Here is a 20,010-nt window from a genome sequence, read left to right as displayed (position 1 = left end):
TACCATTTTAGTATGCAAAATGTCTGAACCTGAATTTTAAGAATTAGGTGAATTTTTGGAAGGAATAGCTGCAGCGGCCTGCTTCTAACTGAAATAATACAGTAAAATACGTTAAATTCCATCAATTCGGGTTCAGACAAAATTCGGGTTCAGCCAAAAAAATTTACCTTTGTACCCAAACCTGTGACTGCATGAGCGAAAAGATTTTAGTGATTGGCGCCAATGGCCAAATAGGTACCGAACTGGTAACTGCATTAAGGAGTATACACGGTGCCGAAAACATCATCGCCTCTGATATAAATAGCCCAAACTACGCCCTGCGCAATACTGGCCCGTTCGAGTTTGCCAACGTGCTCGATAAAGATAACCTGCACCACTTGTTTGAAAAACACCAGCCAACGCAAGTGTATTTACTGGCCGCCATACTATCTGCCGTAGGCGAACAAAAACCAAAAATGGCCTGGGACCTTAACATGACCGGCCTGCTTTACGTACTCGATTTTGCCGTTGAGTTTAAAACTTCAAAAATATTCTGGCCAAGCTCTATAGCTGTTTTTGGCCCGCACTCGCCCCAGCACAACACGCCGCAATATTGTGTAATGGACCCTAACACGGTTTATGGCTTTAGTAAACTGGCCGGCGAGCGCTGGTGCGAGTATTACTTTACCAAATATGGTGTAGATGTACGCAGCATCCGTTACCCCGGCCTTATTGGCTGGCGTGCAAACCCGGGAGGCGGCACAACTGATTACGCAGTGCACATTTTCCACGAGGCATTAAAGACAGGCAAGTACCAGGGCTTTTTATCATCACAAACGGGGTTGCCGATGATGTATATGGACGATGCCATCCGTGCTACCATTAATTTGATGGATGCGCCTGCCGAGAACCTGAGCATCCGCTCGAGCTACAATTTGGCGGGCATCAGCTTTACACCCGAGCAACTGGCCGAAGAAATTAAAAAGCACATCCCCGAATTTGAAATGAGCTATGCCGATAAAGACCCGCGGCAGGCCATTGCCGATAGCTGGCCAAAATCGATAGATGATACGCAGGCACAGCAGGATTGGGGCTGGCAGTTAGATTACGACCTGGCTAAGATCACGGAGGATATGCTAACCAACCTGAAAAAGATTATTTAAGAAAACAATATTATATTCGCTGTGTCCATGGTCTATAGTCCATGGACCATGGACAAACTAATAAATATGGGAAGAGCATTCGAATTCCGTAAAGAAAGAAAATTTAAGCGTTGGGCCAAAATGGCCGTGCAGTTTACCCGTTTGGGTAAAGAGATTGTGATGGCTGTTAAAGCCAATGGCGGCGACCCTAATACCAACTCGCGCCTGCGCACGGCTATCCAAAACTCTAAGGCGGTTAACATGCCTAAAGACAGGGTAGAGGCCGCTATTAAACGTGCGACAAGCCGTGATGAGAAAGATTACGAAGAAATTGTATACGAAGGTTATGCGCAACACGGCGTTGCAATCTTGGTAGAAACCGCTACCGATAATCTTAACCGTACCGTTGCCAATGTGCGTAGCTATTTCACTAAATATGGTGGCACATTAGGTAAAACAGGTTCGCTTGATTTTATTTTCAGTCGTAAATCGGTATTTACGTTTGACCCCGGCGACCGCGACCTGGAAGAGCTGGAGTTTGAACTGATAGACGCCGGGTTGGAAGACCTTTTTGTAGAGGCCGACGAAGAAGGAAACGATATTGCTGTGTTACACACAGCATTTGAAAACTTTGGCAAAATGCAAAAAGCACTGGAAGAGATTGGTATCGAAACCAGATCGGCCAAGTTAGAGCGCGTTGCACAATCAAATATATCGGTAACCGAAGAGCAATCTGTGGACGTATTCAAGGTCATCGACCGTTTAGAAGAAGATGACGACGTGCAGGCCGTTTACCATAATATGGCGGAGTAACCCGCCCCACCCAAACCCTCTCCGGTAGGGAGGGCTTTCAAAACTTTTAAAACAAAGTCTCCCCTACCGGGGGAGATTTAGAGGGGGCCAAATATGCCACTATTCTCATCAAGCAAGCATAAAAAAGAAGTTAAGGTAACCTTTGCAAACGGTTTGCTTTTTGTGGAACGTGCAGATGGTAAGCAACAGGCTTTCCCGCTGGAGTGGTTCCCTAAACTGATGAACGCTACCGAAGAGGAACGCGCAGACTGGAAACAAACCGCAACCGGCATCCACTTTAACGCGCTGGATGTGGATGTTGCTTTGTAATTAATCAATTTGAAGATGCGGCAATTTGAAAATGAATATCAATTTTCAAATTTTCAAATCAACAGATTTTCAAATTATCTAAATGACTTTCGAAGAGTTCTTTAACAAGAAGCGGATAGACCTGATTGCCTTAAAGGCAGCAGAGCCGGGCCTGTTTGCCGAATTTGAAAAACACTTTACACAAATGGGCGAAAAAAGCTTCGACCATACCAAAAAATACTGGTTCAATAAACTGAGGCTGCAATACCACCTGGCACCCGAGCTTAAGCCCGAGAAAATGCATCAGGAAAACCAACTGGCCGAGCAAACCATTGTTGAAACGCTTACGGATAGTATCCCCGCGCCAACTACAGGCTTTAAGCCAAGGTTTAAACCGGGAATGGTGAGCAAACCGGCAGAAGAACAAAAAGATATTCCTGCAACCGAAACACAACCGGAAGCTGAAACACCATCGACTGAAGGCACAGCGCCAAAACCTGCATTTAAGCCACGTTTTAACCCGAAAATGGTAGCGCCGAAATCTGTTGAAACGGATGAGGTAAAATCGGTTGCGGAACCTGCTAAAGAAGAAGCCGAACCAACAATATCCGCAGAAACTACAGCGCCAAAGCCGGGCTTTAAACCTCGTTTCAATATGAAAACGATAGCCGCGCCGAAACCTGCTGAAGCAGAAGAAGCAAAATTGGAAGTAGATCCTGCAAAAGAAGAAGCAGAGCCAACACCATCCGCAGAAACTACAGCACCAAAACCGGGCTTTAAACCTCGCTTTAATATGAAAACGATGGCAGCCAAACCAACTGAAACGGAAGATGTAAAAGCGGAAGAACCTGCAGAAAAAGAAAAACCTGCCGCTGAAGAAGCACCGGCCGCATCTAAAGTTGGCTTTAAGCCAAGGTTTAATGCCAAAACAACCAAACCACAAACACCACCCGAAGAATAATATTATATACTACTGATATGGATGCCGAAGAATTATTGAACGAAAGAACAGGTGGGAAAGAAGAGCCGAAAAAGGATAGTCCGCTGGTTAGTTTAGAGCGCGACCTTAAATTCTTTAACGAATCTATCCGCGAAGTGGCGGTGGAGATCATGGCGGAAGGGCTTTCATTACACCCGATCTTCATAGCCCATCAGCACGAAATAAAACTGGGCGAACTGATCCTGGACAGGATAGAGCTAAACACCCAATGGAGTATCCACGCATCAACCATCGAAGAATTTACAGAGCGCGGCATCATCAAAGCCGAACTGAAAGAACGCTTCCTCACCACTTATAAAAACCCTAACGATTTTATGTGCCTGTTTGTGGTGGTACCCGAGGGCGCTAATTTTGTGTATTATCCATACGTTAAAAGTTAAGTTGAAAAGTTATAAGGTTGAAATGTTGTAAAGTTATTTTTAACTTTAAACCGTATCAAACATTCCAACTTTTAAACATTCCAACGTTACAACAATCTCTACATGCCTGATAAAAAGATCCTGATATTAAACCAGCAGCAAATACAGCAAAAGATAGATCGTATTGCTTACCAGATCTTGGAAGATAATTTTGACGAGAAGGAAATCCTGATTGCGGGTATTCTGCCACGTGGCAACCACATTGCCCAACGTTTAAAAACCATTTTAGATAAAATAGCACCATTTACCAGCCGCTTATTAACTATAGAACTGGACAAGCAAAGCAGCCAGCTACATGCCAAAACAAATTTTGATGTGCAGGAATGCAGCGATAAGGTGATTGTTTTGGTGGATGATGTACTTAACAGCGGCAAAACCCTTGCCTATGGTTTCGGGGTATTTTTGGATGTTCCCCTTAAAAAACTCCGTACGGTTGTATTGATCGACCGTAACCACAAGAATTTCCCGGTAACTACAGATTATGCCGGCGTCGCCCTTTCAACCGTTATAAAAGAACATGTTGATGTGGTAATTGATGTTGATGGACAGGAAGATGCTGTTTATTTGAGGTAAAATTCGTAAATTTGTATATGTCGATAGCTGAGATAAAACAAGCGAAGTTAGGACTGATAGCCTGGATAGAACAGCTATCGGATAGTAATATGCTTGTTTTCTTAGAAAGTTTAAAGGATTCTAAAACCGAAACAGATTGGTGGGATTCGCTTACGCCAGATCAAATTCGACATATTAATGATGGCATTGCAGATGCAGATAACGGCCGGGTGATTTCTTCAGAAGAAATGTGGAAGAAATTGAAAGATGCCTGATCCTCAAATTCTGCCTGTCTTATACACCAATAGGGCTGTTTCGGGTTTAATAGGGATAAAAGAATATTTACTGAAACATTTCACACAAAGAGAAGTGGATAGGTTTTATAGTATGTTGCAAAGTTTCGAGAAGGTTGTTTCAATATTTCCCGAACTGTATCCGATAAGTGCCAGAAATAATAAGATACATCGTGCTGTTTTGAGTAAGCAATTGTCGATTTTCTACCGAGCTTATGAATGCAAAATATCGGTTATAGCCATTATAGATAACCGGATGGATTATTCTAAATGGCCTTAAGTCCTACAACTTCCACCAGCCCCTCTACACTCATATCTATCCCGCTAATGGTGTGGGTAGCCTTTAAATAGAAATCTTCGCGTTCTGCTAATTTGTGTTCGATGAATGCTACGAGTTCGTCGCCTTTTTTGCCTTGCAGCACGGGGCGGGGCGTTTTAGCATTTTCTAATCGGTTTGCCAGTGCTTTGGGCGATAGTTGGATATAAAGCGTTTGCCCATGGCTGTTCATCCAATCCATATTGTCAAAAAAACAGGGCAGGCCACCGCCGGTTGATACAATGGTATTTACCGGATAATCGGTTGTTTTTAAGATCTCAGACTCCAGTTTGCGGAACGACTCTTCGCCGTGCGATGCGAAATATTCCGCCACGGTGGAACCAACGTGGGCTTCGAGCGCATGGTCAAGGTCGATAAAATCATAACCCAGCCCGGCTGCGAGTTTGCGGCCCCAGGATGTTTTGCCGCAACCCATAAATCCAACTAAAAATATCAGCCCCATTATTATTTGCTCAGGTATTTTTTAACAATATCCTCGTACTTTGGCATATTATGGAAATGCCATTTATTGATCACGGTGCCGTTCTTGATCAGTATGATGCCCGGGTTAGCGCGTACCATACTTTTCAACGGCACACCATCAGCGTAAAATAGCTCGCTCACCAGCTTATGATCTTTGGCGAATTTTTGAGCATTCTCGGGGGCGTTTGAGGTTAATAATATGGTACGGGTGTTATAGTTCTGGGTGAGGTTTGCAGCAAGCGCATTAATGCGGTTAACTGCTTCCGGGTTGGTGTCATCCAGATTGTAAGCCACTATCCAAAGGCTGTAAAACGGACTGGAAAGTAATTCCTGGTTATAATTATTCGCCTGCGCATCTTGTATATTCAAGTCGCGGATCTTTGGCTCAAAGCCTTTTTTGATCAGCTTGCTTTCGGGTCTGCCCTGTACCGCCCAGGTGGTGTCCTTCCAAATGCCCGATTTAAGGTATTCCTTGTCCGACATGGTTTTGGTGTCTTGCGTGTTTTTGTTCTTCAGCACGTAAGTAACCTCAAACTCGTCTGCCGCGCCACCCGGCGGCGTTTTCATTTCCTGCAGGATGTTGGCGCCAACTTTATAAGGTAGAAAATCCATCACGGGTAAAAAGTTATAAGTGTACAGCCCAAAACCTATCGAAACGATGGTAGCGCCAATTAAAAGCTTATCGCTGGTTTTGGCATTGGTTAATGATTTAACCGTTTTACGATTGACAAACAATACCAGCACTAACAGCAGTAATATCAGATCCTTTGTAAACGATTGCCACGGTGTAAGCGGGATGGCATCGCCAAAGCAGCCGCAGGTTTGCACCACTTTAAAGTATGCCGAGTAAAACGTAAGGAACGCGAAAAAGATAATTAGCAACAGTAACCCCCATATTACCTGTATAGCGCGTGCGCCAACAAGCAGGGCGAAGCCCAATATCATTTCGAGTGCGCATAATAGTATGGATAAGCTTAGCGCAAATCCATTAAGCCACGTGGTGTGGAATACCTCAAAGTACTCTTCCAGTTTATAGGAGAAACCCAGCGGGTCATTGGCTTTTATAAGCCCGGAGAATATGAACAGCAGGCCAACGGCTATCCTGCAAAACCAGATCAGTTTGTTTTTCATTATACGCCCAGTTTTATCAGCGCGAACACCGCGTAGTTTAGCATGTCCTGGTAGTTGGCTTTTACACCTTCGGATGCCAGGGTTTGGCCTTTGTTATCTTCAATTTGTTTTACGCGAAGGATCTTCATCAGTATCAGATCGGTAAGCGAGCTGATACGCATATCGCGCCAGGCTTCGCCGTAATCGTGGTTTTTGGCAAACATCAGGTCGCGGGTTTCGGCAACCTTGCCATCGAAAATCATTTCTACTTCGGCAGCATTCAGTTCGTTAGGTGTCTCGGGGCCGCAATCCAGCTGCATCATGGCAATAATGCAATAATTTACAATGCCGATGTATTCGCCGGTGATGTCCTCATCAACTTTAGAAACCTTTTTTTCTTCGAGTGTGCGGATACGCTGGGCCTTGATAAAGATCTGGTCGGTGATAGATTCCGGCCTGAGGATGCGCCACGCGGTGCCGTAATCGCGAGTTTTTTTAATGAAAAGACCTTTGCAAATATTTATTATCGCTTCGTATTCTGCTGCTGTGTTGCTCAATTTTTGTTGTAATGTTTTAATGTTACAAAGTTGTAATGTTGCTGTTGCTAGATAGAAAGATTTGAATAAAGTTGCGTTAACTTTACAACATTCAAACCGTTTAACTTTTCAACAACACAAAGTGGCTAAAGATACATTTTTTCAGAAAAAGGCAACCATAAATGCGGGCGGTAAATTGATAGATATGTCTACCCCAAAAGTGATGGGCATCATCAATATCACCCCAGATTCTTTTTATGCCGAAAGCCGTAAAACAGGGGCGAACGATGTGCGTTTTCAGGCCGAAAAAATGTTAAATGAGGGTGCTGATTTTCTTGATCTGGGCGCCTATTCGTCGCGCCCCGGCGCTGTTGATATTTCAGTTCAGGAAGAAACCGACCGCCTGTTACCCGCAGTGGAGACCATTGTATCCAACCATCCCGAAGCTATTATTTCTATAGATACCTTTCGCGCAAGTGTTGCCGAAGCGGCTATCAAAGCAGGTGCGCATATTATCAATGATATATCCGGAGGCAGCCTTGATGAAAATATGTTTGCAACCGTTGCCCGGCTGCAGGTGCCATATATTTTAATGCATATGAAAGGCACCCCGCAAACCATGCAGCAACTGGCTGATTATGAAGATGTTTTTGCTGAGGTATACGACTACTTCGTACAAAGGATCTACCAGCTAAAGCAATTAGGCTTGTATGATATTATCCTTGATCCCGGCTTTGGTTTTGCCAAAAAAGCGGAGCATAGCTATGCGCTGATGAGCAAGATGAATCAGTTTGATAGCCTTCAATTGCCTGTGCTCGCGGGGGTCTCCCGCAAAAAAATGATCTATGGTTTGTTGAATATCACTGCTGAACATGGACTTAATGGTACAACCGCGCTGAATACCATCGCCTTAATGAAAGGTGCCAGCATCCTGCGTGTACACGATGTTAAAGAGGCTGTTGAAGCGGTGAAAATATATGCAGCAGTTACTTCTTTATCCTAATGTATTTATAGCTTGGCCAGGGCCAAAGCCACCTGTTACGGAATGTAGTTCCCATTTACCGTTCAGGGTAGGTATAACCGGGTTGTCTTTTTTGCAAGATGCAAGGCAGGCAATTAGCGAAATCATTAATAAAGCTTTTTTCATCTGTTAAGTTTATATAACTATTACGGCTGATTGCCCTACAGTCTAACATGCTGTATGTTAAATGATAATGAAGCTATGTTAAATAATTGGTAGTGCGATAAGCAGAGTTTAATTACTGATAAACTCCGTCATCTTCAGAATGGAGTCCACATACTCGCGGTTATTTGCCAAACGAGGTACCTTATGCTGTCCGCCAATTTTGCCTTTCTCTTTCATCCAGTTAAAAAAGGTGTTTTGGGCGACAACCTTTACCTGTGGGCGGCGTAAAGCCATATCTTTAAAACGTTTGGCGTCGTAATCGGAGTTCACGCGGCGCAGGGTTTCATCGAGCAGATCTACAAAGCGTTCAAATTCGGCAGGGCGTTTTTCAAATTCTATAAGCCATTCGTGCGCGCCGCACTCTTTATCATTAAAGTAAATAGGGGCAGCGGTGTAATCGCGGATAATGGCACCCGTTTGTGAGCAGGCCTCGGCAAGGGCGCGCTCGGCATTATCAATAATCAGTTCCTCACCAAAGGCATTAATAAAATGCTTGGTGCGGCCGGTTATCTGTATGCGGTAAGGTACTAAAGAGGTAAAACGCACGGTATCCCCAATCATATAGCGCCAAAGGCCGGCGTTGGTAGTGATGATAAGCGCATAGTTTTTATCAAGTTCAACCTCATCTAAGGTTAATGTTTTAGGATTTTCCTGGTGTAGGTTCTCTATTGGTAAAAACTCGTAAAAGATGCCATAGTCAAGCATTAGTAACAAGTCGCCGGGTTCTTCCAGATCTTGTATGCCAAAGAACCCTTCAGATGCGTTATAGGTTTCCAGGTAGTACATATCATCGTTCGGGATCAGTTTTTTGAACTGCTCGCGGTAGGGCGTAAAGTTTACCGCGCCGTGGAAATATAGCTCCAAATTTGGCCAAACTTCCAGAAGGTTGTTTTTACCGGTAATTTCCAGGATGCGTTTAAACAATAAAATGTTCCATGTAGGCACGCCGCTTATGCTTGTAACGTTTACATCTTTAGTGGCATAAGCCATCTTCTCGATTTTTTCTTCAAAGTTTTCGAGTAAGGCTATATCCAGATGCGGTGTACGGTAAAACTCGGCCCAAAGGGGTAGGTTCTTCATGATCACAGCCGATAGGTCACCAAAAAAGGTATCAGAATTAAGCTGACCGATTTGATGGCTGCCGCCCAATGTTAAACTTTTACCTGTAAATATGCGAGCATTTGGGCGGTTGTTAAAGTAAAGCGTAAGCATATCCTTACCGCCCTTAAAGTGGCATTCCTCTAACGATTCCTCGCTAACGGGAATAAATTTACTCCTATCGCTGGTGGTGCCCGATGATTTGGCGAACCAGCGGATCTCTGACGGCCATAGCACATTTTGCTCACCTTTAAGCATCCGCTCGATGTATGGCTTTAAAGTATCGTAGTTTTGGATAGGGACGCGCTCCTTAAATTGAGCCAGGTTTTCGATGCTTTTGTAGCCATACTGCTTGCCCCATTCGGTATTTTCGGCACCGGCAATAAGCTGCTCAAACCATTCTTCCTGTACCTCGTTAGGGTATTTCATAAAAAGCTCTATCTGGTGGATACGCTTTTTCATGAACCAGGTAAATACAGAGTTAAAAATGGTCATAAGTTTTTGGCTAATAGATCATGGTTGATAGTTCATAGCAATAGTCCTACTATGATCTATGAATCATCAACTATGAACTTCTAAAATAATCAATTACTGCGGGAATGTTTTTCTTTTCAATACAAAGTTGGCGCCCAGGTAAACCTTACGCACCATCTCGTTCTCGGCCAATACTTCCGGTACTCCAGATTCTAAGATCTTGCCTTCAAAAAGCAGGTAAGCACGATCAGTAATAGACAGCGTTTCCTGCACATTGTGGTCAGTGATCAGGATGCCGATGTTGCGATGCCTCAACTTGGCAACCATCGCCTGGATCTCTTCAACCGCTATAGGGTCAACCCCTGCAAATGGCTCATCCAGCAGGATAAAGTTTGGCTCGGCAGCAAGGGCACGGGCAATCTCGGTACGGCGGCGTTCACCACCAGATAGCAGATCGCCACGATTACGGCGTACCTTATGAAGACTGAACTCGTCTATCAGCTCCTCCAGCTTATCCTGTTGTTTATCCTTGGGCATTTTACCCATCTCCAACACGGCCTTAATATTGTCTTCTACAGAAAGCTTGCGGAAAATGGAGGCTTCCTGCGCGAGGTAACCAATACCCTTTTGCGCGCGGCGGTACATCGGGTCGGTAGTTATGTCCTGGTCATCCAGGAAGATCTTGCCCTCGTTAGGTTTTATCAAACCCACGATCATGTAAAACGATGTGGTTTTACCGGCACCATTTGGCCCGAGTAAACCCACAATTTCGCCCTGCGCAACGTTAAAGGTAACGTCGTTTACAACAGCGCGCTGCTTATATTTTTTTATTAAGTTCTCTGCTCTAAGTATCATAAGCCCTCTCTAATCTCTCCCGGCAGGGGAGACTTAATATTGCTTTTCAAAGCCCTCCCTGCCGGGGAGGGTTGGGTGGGTATAATCCCCTTTATATTTAATTGTATGGTGCGTTGCTCGCGCCATACGTTCTTTTCTATGCTGTAACAAATGTCAAAAGGTACGCCCGGTTTTAATTGAGGAAGCAACTCGCCCTGGTTAAAGGCGATGCTGCTAAATGCTGCCGAGCCTGGTTGCATCACAAACATTTTAACGTGTGCACTGCCAACTAAACCCGCATTACCGCTAACATACACATTTTTACTGAGGAACACCGGCGACATATTCTCCGGCCCAAAGGGCGCAAACTGGCTAAGGATCCTGAAGAATTTAGAGTCGATATCCTTTAATTCTATCTCGGCATCGATGCTTATCTGTTGTATCAGTTGCTCGTCGGTAATGGTCGAGCCAACCACTTCTTCAAACTTTTCGATAAAGGCCGGTACATTTTCGGGGTGCATGGTTAACCCCGCCGCATACTTATGTCCGCCAAACTGAATAAGTAGATCGCTGCATCCGCAAAGCGCCTCGTATAGGTCATACCCCAAAACAGAACGTGCCGAACCTGCCACATGCCCGTTGGAGCGGGTAAGTACTACAGTTGGGCGGTAATATTTTTCTGTAAGGCGCGATGCAACGATACCAATAACGCCTTTGTGCCAGGCCTCATTAAATACCACGGTAGATTTTCGGGCTATCATCACCTCGTCGTTATCTATCATGCTCAGCGCCTCGTCGGTAATTTGTTGGTCGTGGCCTTTGCGTTCGGTATTGCGGATGTTGATCATATCGCCTTTTTCTTTGGCGGCATCTTCGTGGCAGGCTATCAACAGTTCAACCGCGTGCTTGGCATCATCTATCCGGCCGGCAGCGTTGATGCGCGGGCCTAATAAAAATACCACATCGCTGATTGTATATGTACTGCCACGGCCTGCAACCTGCATTAAGGTTTTTACACCGATGCATGGGTTTTCGTTGATCTTTTTCAACCCCAAATATGCAAGTACGCGGTTCTCGCCGGTAACATGCACAATATCGCAGGCGATGCTGATGGCTACAAGGTCGAGGTATTCGGCAACGCCCTCAAATGGCAGGTCGTTCTTTTCCGTCCAGGCCTGGATCAGCTTAAAGCCTATGCCTGCGCCGGATAATTCTTTATAAGGATAACCGCAATCAGACCGTTTAGGATCAAGCACTGCTACAGCCGCAGGTAATTCCGCGCCGGGCAAGTGGTGATCACAAATTATAAAATCAACACCTAAGGTATTTGCGTAAGCAATTTTATCTACAGACTTAATGCCACAATCCAGCGCGATAATTAAACTGAAGCCATTCTCGGCAGCATAATCAATACCCATTGTTGAGATGCCATAACCTTCTTTGTACCTATCGGGAATATAGTATTCTATATTTTTATGGATTTTCTCGAAAAAGCTATAGGTAAGTGCAACGGCTGTTGTGCCATCCACATCATAATCGCCATAAACTAAAATTTTTTCGTTTGAGGAGATGGCTTGCTCTATCCGTTCGATGGCTTTTTCCATATCCTGCATCAGGAAAGGATCATGCAGGTGCAGCTCAGTAGGGCGGAAGAAGTATTTGGCCTCATCAAAATTGCTGATGCCACGTTGTGCCAACAGGGCCGACAAAACCGGGTTTATGTTAAGCCCGGCAGCAAGTTCCTTTACTGTAACCGCATCTGCCGTATCTTTTAACACCCAACGTTTAGTCATAAATAATCTGTCGCTTAAAAAGAGTAAAGATAGTTAATTCGTCTGAACCCGAATTTCGAGAATTAACGAATTTTTTGAAGTTTGGGTATAAGTTGCCTGGTAATTCTATAAATTCTTTAATTCGAGTTCAGACAATGTAAAATAAATTAGGAAGCTACATAACTAACCGGTATGTTTGTGTTACATACTAATCGGTATTTAAAATGTCTAAAGCTGCCAATACACGTACTATGATTCTGACCAAATCCTTTGAGCTTATTTATAAGCAGGGGTACCAAGCTACGAGTATTGATAATATTTTAGCGACAACTAAAGTTACAAAGGGGGCGTTCTTTTACCATTTTAAAAATAAAGATGAAATGGGGTTGGCGATGATCAACGAGATAATTTATCCTGGGATGTATGTTTCATTGGTAAAACCACTGCTTGATGCTAAAGATCCAATAAATGATATCCACGAAATGATGCGGGTGGTGTTATTGAAAGTTCCGTTCCTGCGTGCCAAGTACGGTTGCCCAGCGGTGAATTTAATAGAAGAAATGTCGCCCCTTAACGAGGATTTTAAAAAAGGACTTTTAAAACTTACGGACCATTGGCAGGATGCGATCAAAGAAAGCATTAACCAGGGCAAAGCGTTAAAACAGATCCGCCAGGATGTTAACCCGGAGTACGTGGCCTGCTTTGTAGTGGCCGGTTACAGCGGCATCCGTAATATGGGTAAAGCTATGGGGTCATCGTGTTATAACATATTTTTGCAGGAGTTTAAAAACTACCTTAAGCAATTAGCATAACATACTGTCTGGTATTTACCTTGCTTTTAAACTTTGATATTTACCGCCATTAGCCGGGTCGGCAAGGGAAAGGATATTCATGGCCTGCATCCTTTCCTGCGGTGAACCATTGCTGAATATGGAAACAAACTCTGCATTTTTAGCTGTAAAAAAAGCCAGCGGGAAGTAGGAGCCTAACCGCTTACGATCTACCTGGCTTAGTACCGGTAATATACTGCCGATGTATTTGCGGCCTTTACTGGCATTATCTGCCATAATATCCAGCCCGTTTCGGTGATAGTTATAGATAAACTCGCGCAGATTGCTATATATTTTGTTGTTCAGGTTCTCTACCAGCCAATAGCGGTTAAGGTTATTGTCGAACGCTTTCCAGCCTTTAAAAGATGTTGTTTGCGCGTTAATGGCAATGGTTTGGGCATTGGCAAAGTACTGTGTACCTCCGTATTTAGAGAACGAATCGTAATCCATCCCCACAATAATGTATGCGTAAAACGCCATTACCGAGCTTAAGTTACTCTGAAAATTCTGATCGCTATAGTCAATGGTCTGGCCTTCGGTATAGGTAAAATCAAAGTCCTTGTCATTAATATTAACAAGCGTAGCGGTGTAAGTAGAATTAAATACCGGCCTTGACGATTGTACCTGCAGCTCGCCGCTAAAGGTGCTGCTGCCATCCCAGGCGGTAATATTCAATACAAAATTGCAGTCTATACGTTCTTGCGGGGCAATTTCATCGGCGCTCCACTTACGGCCGTTCAGGAAATCTTTCATGGCGGTTTGCAGGGTTTGCAAGGCGCGCTTGTTGGTAACCTGTATTTTGGGGGCAACAACCTTTACACGAGCGTTCAAATCCTGGGCATGTGCAGCGCAGCAGGTAAAAAATAACACGGCAAGGGTTATATATATCTTCATTTTTTTAGCAGTTGGGTAAGCTTAACGCAAATATCATAGGCCACGTCGCCCTTGTTTTTAAGATCATAGATGGTTTTATTGAGGTCGCGGTCTATCAAAGTTATTTTATTAGTATCGCTTTTAAAGCCCGCCCCGGCATCATTTAATGAATTTAGCACAATAAGATCCAGGTTTTTCTTTTGCAGCTTACCAATGGCATACTCTTCTTCATGCTCGGTTTCCAAAGCAAAACCTACCAATATTTGCCCTTCGCACTTTTGCGCGCCAAGCGTTTTTAGTATATCCGTCGTTTTTTTTAGTTCGATGTTAAGGCCATCGTCGTGTTTTTTTATCTTTTGTTCTGCAACAGTAACAGGCGTATAGTCTGCCACGGCGGCACACATTACGCAGGCGTTAGCTGCCGGGAAATAGGCTAAGCACTCCTGAAGCATATCTGCCGCGCTGGTTACGTTTATCCGTTTAATGCTTTGGTATTTGCTTGCTTGCGCGGTTGGCCCGGCTACTAAAGTAACATCCGCGCCAAGCAAAGCCAGTTCATCTGCCAAAGCGAAACCCATTTTACCTGATGAATGGTTGCCTATAAAACGTACCGGATCTATAGCTTCGTAAGTAGGGCCGGCTGTAACCAGGATATGTTTACCAAATAAGGGGAGTTTTTTTTTGATGTTCTCCGCCAGGAAAGCTACTATCTCTTCCGGCTCGGCCATGCGGCCTTCGCCGTGCAGGCCACTTGCCAGTTCCCCGCTTCCCGGTGGGATCAGGATATTGCCAAAGCCTTGCAGTTCGGTAATGTTATGCTGTGTAGCATTGTGCTTCCACATATCCAGGTCCATCGCAGGGGCAAAGTACACCGGGCATTTAGCCGATAGGTACACCGCGGTAAGCAAGTTATCAACCAAGCCCGTAGCCATTTTGGCCATAGTATTGGCACTTGCCGGCGCTAATATCATAGCATCGCCCCAAAGCCCAAGCTCTACGTGGTTGTTCCACTCGCCGGTCTCGGCTTTAAAATAGTCGGAATATACCGGGCGTTTAGATAGGGTAGACAGCGTAAGCGGGGTAATAAAGTTAGTGGCATCGGGCGTCATCACTACCTGCACCTGCGCACCGGCCTTAACCAGCAGCCTCACCAGCGTTGCCGATTTGTATGCCGCAATACTCCCGCAAACTCCTAAAACAATCTTTTTACCTTCAAGCATATAACTCCCCATCCCCCTAAAGGGGAAATAAAAACCAAATATATAAATTAGCCAACGTTATTAAACAAATAAAGCCCCCATCGATATGACAGAGGCTTAATATGTGTAATCCCGTAGGGATATATCTACAAATCCCTAGCTTCTTTAGCCGGGTTGCGGTAGTAAATTTTGTTATCTAAAAATTCCTGTATAGCTACCAAAGTAGGTTTAGGTAATTTTTCGTAGTATTTAGATATCTCAATTTGCTCGCGGTTTTCAAACACCTCTTCAAGGTTATCGTTAGCTGATGCAAACTCAGAAAGTTTTTGGTGCAACTCTTCTTTTATGTTGTTTGAGATCTGGTTTGCCCTTTTTGACATAATTACCAACGACTCGTATATATTGTCGGTTTTCACATCCAGTTCACGCAGGTCACGGGTAACTGTACTGCTTGCTACAGCTGGCTTGTTAGTTGGGTTGTTAACGTTCATGTCTTTTATCTGTTATTAATATGGTATTTTCTGATTATGTCTGTCCTTAATTGACGTAGGTTGGCCGGCCTTAGTGGTCGTATCTTTTTTAGCTAATTTCTCGGCCGCTTTATAGTCGATGCTTGCTTCGGCCAATACGCGTTTAGCTCTTTCTATGCCTGCCTGGCTGTTCTTCTTGTAATTATTAGCATCCGGTAAAAACTTGCTTGCCGGGTATTTTTCAATAAACTGATCGGCATAGCTTATCGCTAGGTCGTAACGTTCAGGTTGCTTACGCTCAAAACTAACCTTAGCAAATTCATATTGCGCACGTATGGTCAAAAACTCAAGTTCTTCGGCATACTTCGTATCCGGGTAATCGCGCAGGGTATTACCAAACGCAATAGCTGCCGATTGATAATCGCCAATGGTTAAATATAACTTAGAGTTAGCGTATGATTTTTGCTCCAGCTTATCGCGTAAGTTTTGGATCAGCTTGCTCGCCTCGGTAACACGGTCGCTTTTAGGGTAAAGGTTAATAAACAACTGTAACGATTCAATAGCCTTGGTAGTGTTCTCCTGGTCTAACGAGTAGATAGGCGAATCGAGGTAAAAACAGTAAGCAGCAATAAAGCGGCACTCCTCGGCACGCGGGCTCGATGGGTAAGTATCTGCAAACGTTTTAAAGTGGAACCTTGCCGATGTATAATCCTTAAGCTTATAGTTAGTATATGCATAATAGTAAAACAGATCCTCAGCCTCGGCACGGCCACGGTAACGAGTTACCAGGTCTTCAAATAAGCCAAGGGCTTTTGTGTAGTCCTTTTTATTGTAAAACTTAACGGCCTCCTGGTATTTTTTAGCGTTATCGTTACTTGCTTTTAACTTTTCGTACTTGCTTTTACAACTGCCAAGCGTAACAATAAGCAGGAACATTACGCCCGAAAATATGAGTAGTTGTTTTTTAAACATTTTGCAAAGATAGTTGAATATTATAAATCAGTCAATTATTTATTTAGAGGACGAATATATAACGACAAAACCGCTCCTTATATATATAAGGTAAGTATTTAACATCTTTTAACGTTAGGCACGGTGAGGTATGCCCGTGGCATGAAATCTATAGCCGGATAACAGCTGCTTATATATACTATATAGTAATGCGTTTATATAGTATATATAGGTATGCATTGTGGGGCTTATATTATATAGTATATAGGCATAGCTTTTGCCGGTGCTTTTGTTTTTATATTATGGCGTTGCCGCTGATAGAAGCGGTCCGGTCCGTTAGCCAACGGATCATACTTCGCAGGCCTTATCCGTTAGCCAACGGACGGTATCCATATTTACGGATAGTACAGTAATCACTTTCTTTCCATCATTGCTACAAGAGGGAAGCAATCTATTATGAGTAAAGGCTGCTATCCTCAGCATTCTGAAACCTTATAACGACTAAATGCCAAACAAGCGATGGTTTTTTAAACTTACTACTACATATAAGTTTGTTGCGATTGGGTATGTAAATGATCATTTAAGCACCTAGCAGCTATAGAATGCACTGTACCAGCCAAAATTAATATTTCTCAAAAATTGTTTTTAAGCTCAAAAATCCATTTAAAACACCCCTCGCTGCATCCAAAGGCGTATTTTTTTAAATACACTGCATTTTTTCTGCTTCATTTACAGTGTGTTAAAACTACACTATCAATAAAAGCATCAAACCATTTGCGTAAGTAAAATTAGTGCGTACCTTTGCAACCCGCAAACGAAATAGCGGGACGTTCTCTGAAAGTATAGCACAACATTTATTTGAAAATAAAGTTTGCAAAATCAACAAAGGTTAATACCTTTGCAGCCCGCAAAAGAGGAAACGAAATTGCGGTTGTACATTGAAAAGCAACTTTAAAATATTAAAAAATAAAGTTTGCAAAATCAACAAAGGTTAATACCTTTGCAGCCCGCTAAAGAGGAAACAATTTGCGGTTTGTACGTTGAAAAAAGCAAGCGAAATTATTAAAAAATAAAGTTTGCAAATTCAGAAAAGGTTTTTACCTTTGCAATCCCAAAACGAAGGGAAAAAATCGGAAACGGTTTTTAAAAAAACGTTAAGCTTAGAGCAATTCGAAAGCTACACAAGATTGAGAGTTTAGATCGCAATGATCGACGACATAAAAGCCGAGCCGAGATGGTTAGGCGCAAAGTTCTTAAAAGAGATAGAGAATAAATTATGCAGCGTAACGGCAGCGGAATCGAAAGATGAGGTTGATTGTTATCAAAGCGAACTTAAGGGAATGGGATAATGTAAGAGAATATTTTTTTTTACAGATTTCTATTGATTGAGTTAATAGGGTCTGGATTTGAACAAACACATTATACAATGGAGAGTTTGATCCTGGCTCAGGATGAACGCTAGCGGCAGGCCTAATACATGCAAGTCGAACGGGATTGAGAAGCTTGCTTTTCATGAGAGTGGCGCACGGGTGCGTAACACGTATGTAACCTACCTTAATCTGGGGGATAGCCTCTCGAAAGAGAGATTAACACCGCATAACATTACCGGACAGCATTTTCTGGTAATCAAATATTTATAGGATTAAGATGGGCATGCGGAACATTAGCTAGTTGGTAAGGTAATGGCTTACCAAGGCTACGATGTTTAGGGGATCTGAGAGGATGACCCCCCACACTGGTACTGAGACACGGACCAGACTCCTACGGGAGGCAGCAGTAAGGAATATTGGTCAATGGGCGCAAGCCTGAACCAGCCATGCCGCGTGCAGGAAGACGGCCCTACGGGTTGTAAACTGCTTTTGTACCGGAATAAACCTTTTCACGTGTGAGAAGCTGAATGTACGGTAAGAATAAGGATCGGCTAACTCCGTGCCAGCAGCCGCGGTAATACGGAGGATCCAAGCGTTATCCGGATTTATTGGGTTTAAAGGGTGCGTAGGCGGTTCTTTAAGTCAGGGGTGAAAGACGGTAGCTTAACTATCGCAGTGCCTTTGATACTGAAGAACTTGAATACACTTGAGGTAGGCGGAATGTGACAAGTAGCGGTGAAATGCATAGATATGTCACAGAACACCAATTGCGAAGGCAGCTTACTAAAGTGTCATTGACGCTGAGGCACGAAAGCGTGGGGATCAAACAGGATTAGATACCCTGGTAGTCCACGCCCTAAACGATGAATACTCGATGTTGGCGATATACGGTCAGCGTCTAAGCGAAAGCGTTAAGTATTCCACCTGGGGAGTACGCCCGCAAGGGTGAAACTCAAAGGAATTGACGGGGGCCCGCACAAGCGGAGGAGCATGTGGTTTAATTCGATGATACGCGAGGAACCTTACCCGGGCTTGAAAGTTAGTGAATGATTCAGAGACGAATCAGTCCTTCGGGACACGAAACTAGGTGCTGCATGGCTGTCGTCAGCTCGTGCCGTGAGGTGTTGGGTTAAGTCCCGCAACGAGCGCAACCCCTGTGAATAGTTGCCAGCACGTAATGGTGGGGACTCTATTCAGACTGCCTATGCAAATAGAGAGGAAGGAGGGGACGACGTCAAGTCATCATGGCCCTTACGTCCGGGGCTACACACGTGCTACAATGGATGGTACAGCGGGCAGCTACCTGGCAACAGGATGCCAATCTCGTAAAGCCATTCACAGTTCGGATCGGGGTCTGCAACTCGACCCCGTGAAGTTGGATTCGCTAGTAATCGCATATCAGCAATGATGCGGTGAATACGTTCCCGGGCCTTGTACACACCGCCCGTCAAGCCATGGAAGCTGGAAGTGCCTGAAGTGCGTAACCGTAAGGAGCGTCCTAGGGTAAAGTCGGTAACTGGGGCTAAGTCGTAACAAGGTAGCCGTACCGGAAGGTGTGGCTGGAATACCTCCTTTCTGGAGCATTATCCAAAAATTACCTGAGTACGCAAATGACAGTTTAACTGTTACCTGCATGATTATTTTCTTATTTATTCTCTAAAAAAAACAACCCGGAAGATGAAGCCATCGGTTGTGGTGCAGCCATAATAGTGGCAAGATTGTAAAGATAAACAAACAGTCCTGTAGCTCAGTTTGGTTAGAGCACTACACTGATAATGTAGGGGTCAGCAGTTCAAATCTGCTCGGGACTACGAGGTGAAGATACCAGAATGACTTGGTATTAACAAACATCTGAAAGGGGGATTAGCTCAGCTGGCTAGAGCACCTGCCTTGCACGCAGGGGGTCAACGGTTCGAATCCGTTATTCTCCACCAAGTTTGCGCGATGCAAACATTAACACTTTGAAATAAAGTAAAGGAAATCAGCCGAAAGGGGCTGGAGCAACCCGATTTACATCGGGAG

The 20,010-nt window shown here is 44.0% G+C and carries 21 protein-coding genes, 2 tRNA genes and 1 rRNA gene; 13 read left to right on the top strand and 11 right to left on the bottom strand.

Annotated features, from left to right (window positions below; all coding sequences use genetic code 11):
- Positions 1–191: 191 nt before the first annotated feature.
- The 7 genes from RHM67_RS18675 to RHM67_RS18645 all read left to right on the top strand — a co-directional run bounded on the left by RHM67_RS18675 (position 192) and on the right by RHM67_RS18645 (position 4,468).
- Positions 192–1,142 (top strand): NAD-dependent epimerase/dehydratase family protein, encoded by a 951-nt coding sequence (locus RHM67_RS18675; RefSeq protein ID WP_322228727.1) that lies wholly within the window; start codon positions 192–194, stop codon positions 1,140–1,142.
- A 66-nt stretch (positions 1,143–1,208) separates the two neighbouring features.
- Positions 1,209–1,934 carry a YebC/PmpR family DNA-binding transcriptional regulator gene (locus RHM67_RS18670; RefSeq protein WP_322228724.1) on the top strand — a complete coding sequence of 242 codons (726 nt, stop codon included), beginning with the start codon at positions 1,209–1,211 and terminating at the stop codon, positions 1,932–1,934.
- Positions 1,935–2,027: 93 nt separating this feature from the next.
- Positions 2,028–2,243: a DUF2442 domain-containing protein gene (locus tag RHM67_RS18665; RefSeq protein WP_322228722.1), complete on the top strand. Its 216-nt coding sequence runs from the start codon at positions 2,028–2,030 to the stop codon at positions 2,241–2,243.
- Between the two features lie 82 nt (positions 2,244–2,325).
- A complete protein-coding gene (locus RHM67_RS18660; RefSeq protein ID WP_322228720.1) occupies positions 2,326–3,183 on the top strand; it encodes a hypothetical protein in 858 nt (285 codons plus the stop codon).
- 17 nt (positions 3,184–3,200) lie between these two features.
- Positions 3,201–3,602 (top strand): hypothetical protein, encoded by a 402-nt coding sequence (locus RHM67_RS18655; RefSeq protein ID WP_322228718.1) that lies wholly within the window; start codon positions 3,201–3,203, stop codon positions 3,600–3,602.
- A 102-nt stretch (positions 3,603–3,704) separates the two neighbouring features.
- Positions 3,705–4,214 carry a phosphoribosyltransferase family protein gene (locus tag RHM67_RS18650; RefSeq protein WP_322228717.1) on the top strand — a complete coding sequence of 170 codons (510 nt, stop codon included), beginning with the start codon at positions 3,705–3,707 and terminating at the stop codon, positions 4,212–4,214.
- Between the two features lie 17 nt (positions 4,215–4,231).
- Entirely contained in the window at positions 4,232–4,468 is a 237-nt protein-coding gene (locus RHM67_RS18645; RefSeq protein WP_322228716.1) for a hypothetical protein, read from the top strand.
- Positions 4,469–4,752: 284 nt separating this feature from the next.
- On the opposite strand, the gene RHM67_RS18640 is transcribed toward RHM67_RS18645, so the two are convergent.
- The 3 genes from RHM67_RS18640 to RHM67_RS18630 are packed head-to-tail and all read right to left on the bottom strand — an operon-like array spanning position 4,753 to position 6,952.
- A complete protein-coding gene (locus tag RHM67_RS18640; RefSeq protein ID WP_322228715.1) occupies positions 4,753–5,265 on the bottom strand; it encodes a shikimate kinase in 513 nt (170 codons plus the stop codon).
- A gap of 2 nt (positions 5,266–5,267) precedes the next feature.
- A complete protein-coding gene (locus RHM67_RS18635; RefSeq protein WP_322228714.1) occupies positions 5,268–6,416 on the bottom strand; it encodes a BT_3928 family protein in 1,149 nt (382 codons plus the stop codon).
- A complete protein-coding gene (locus RHM67_RS18630; protein ID WP_322228712.1) occupies positions 6,416–6,952 on the bottom strand; it encodes a DUF1599 domain-containing protein in 537 nt (178 codons plus the stop codon). Before RHM67_RS18630 ends, RHM67_RS18635 begins: the two co-directional genes overlap by 1 nt.
- A 121-nt stretch (positions 6,953–7,073) precedes the next feature.
- On the opposite strand from RHM67_RS18630, the gene folP reads away from it, so the two are divergent.
- A complete protein-coding gene (folP, locus tag RHM67_RS18625; RefSeq protein WP_322228711.1) occupies positions 7,074–7,934 on the top strand; it encodes a dihydropteroate synthase in 861 nt (286 codons plus the stop codon).
- Here the strand turns inward: folP and RHM67_RS18620 are convergent.
- The 4 genes from RHM67_RS18620 to recJ all read right to left on the bottom strand — a co-directional run bounded on the left by RHM67_RS18620 (position 7,926) and on the right by recJ (position 12,316).
- A complete protein-coding gene (locus tag RHM67_RS18620; RefSeq protein WP_322228709.1) occupies positions 7,926–8,078 on the bottom strand; it encodes a hypothetical protein in 153 nt (50 codons plus the stop codon). The genes folP and RHM67_RS18620 overlap by 9 nt on opposite strands.
- A gap of 108 nt (positions 8,079–8,186) precedes the next feature.
- The gene (locus RHM67_RS18615; protein WP_322228706.1) at positions 8,187–9,710 is read right to left on the bottom strand and encodes a GH3 auxin-responsive promoter family protein; all 1,524 of its coding nucleotides are present in this window, start codon (positions 9,708–9,710) and stop codon (positions 8,187–8,189) included.
- Positions 9,711–9,803: 93 nt separating this feature from the next.
- On the bottom strand, positions 9,804–10,544 hold the full coding sequence (gene lptB / locus RHM67_RS18610) for an LPS export ABC transporter ATP-binding protein (protein WP_322228704.1): 741 nt from the start codon (positions 10,542–10,544) through the stop codon (positions 9,804–9,806).
- Entirely contained in the window at positions 10,541–12,316 is a 1,776-nt protein-coding gene (recJ, locus tag RHM67_RS18605) for a single-stranded-DNA-specific exonuclease RecJ (protein WP_322228702.1), read from the bottom strand. The genes lptB and recJ overlap by 4 nt, the downstream gene beginning before the upstream one ends.
- 203 nt (positions 12,317–12,519) lie before the next feature.
- On the opposite strand from recJ, the gene RHM67_RS18600 reads away from it, so the two are divergent.
- On the top strand, positions 12,520–13,107 hold the full coding sequence (locus RHM67_RS18600; protein WP_322228701.1) for a TetR/AcrR family transcriptional regulator: 588 nt from the start codon (positions 12,520–12,522) through the stop codon (positions 13,105–13,107).
- 15 nt (positions 13,108–13,122) lie between these two features.
- On the opposite strand, the gene RHM67_RS18595 is transcribed toward RHM67_RS18600, so the two are convergent.
- The 4 genes from RHM67_RS18595 to RHM67_RS18580 all read right to left on the bottom strand — a co-directional run bounded on the left by RHM67_RS18595 (position 13,123) and on the right by RHM67_RS18580 (position 16,639).
- Positions 13,123–14,019 carry a DUF4835 family protein gene (locus RHM67_RS18595; protein WP_322228699.1) on the bottom strand — a complete coding sequence of 299 codons (897 nt, stop codon included), beginning with the start codon at positions 14,017–14,019 and terminating at the stop codon, positions 13,123–13,125.
- Entirely contained in the window at positions 14,016–15,218 is a 1,203-nt protein-coding gene (coaBC, locus tag RHM67_RS18590; protein WP_322228697.1) for a bifunctional phosphopantothenoylcysteine decarboxylase/phosphopantothenate--cysteine ligase CoaBC, read from the bottom strand. Before coaBC ends, RHM67_RS18595 begins: the two co-directional genes overlap by 4 nt.
- 125 nt (positions 15,219–15,343) lie before the next feature.
- Positions 15,344–15,688: a DNA-directed RNA polymerase subunit omega gene (locus RHM67_RS18585; protein ID WP_322228696.1), complete on the bottom strand. Its 345-nt coding sequence runs from the start codon at positions 15,686–15,688 to the stop codon at positions 15,344–15,346.
- A 15-nt stretch (positions 15,689–15,703) separates the two neighbouring features.
- Positions 15,704–16,639, bottom strand: a complete 936-nt coding sequence (locus tag RHM67_RS18580) for an outer membrane protein assembly factor BamD (protein ID WP_322228694.1) — start codon at positions 16,637–16,639, stop codon at positions 15,704–15,706.
- 1,184 nt (positions 16,640–17,823) lie between these two features.
- Between RHM67_RS18580 and RHM67_RS18575 the strand changes: the two genes are divergently transcribed.
- From RHM67_RS18575 to RHM67_RS18560, 4 genes are all read left to right on the top strand, one after another.
- Positions 17,824–17,967 (top strand): hypothetical protein, encoded by a 144-nt coding sequence (locus RHM67_RS18575; protein WP_322228693.1) that lies wholly within the window; start codon positions 17,824–17,826, stop codon positions 17,965–17,967.
- A 74-nt stretch (positions 17,968–18,041) separates the two neighbouring features.
- Positions 18,042–19,563 (top strand): 16S ribosomal RNA (locus RHM67_RS18570).
- Between the two features lie 161 nt (positions 19,564–19,724).
- Positions 19,725–19,799, top strand: a tRNA-Ile gene (locus RHM67_RS18565).
- A gap of 46 nt (positions 19,800–19,845) precedes the next feature.
- A tRNA-Ala gene (locus RHM67_RS18560) sits at positions 19,846–19,922 on the top strand.
- Positions 19,923–20,010 lie beyond the last annotated feature (88 nt).

The sequence above is a fragment of the Mucilaginibacter sp. 5C4 genome (assembly GCF_034345625.1).
In the GTDB taxonomy this organism is placed as follows: domain Bacteria; phylum Bacteroidota; class Bacteroidia; order Sphingobacteriales; family Sphingobacteriaceae; genus Mucilaginibacter; species Mucilaginibacter aurantiaciroseus.
The sequence above is the reverse complement of the archived record's forward strand: the minus strand, read 5'-3'. Positions and strand labels throughout refer to the sequence as shown.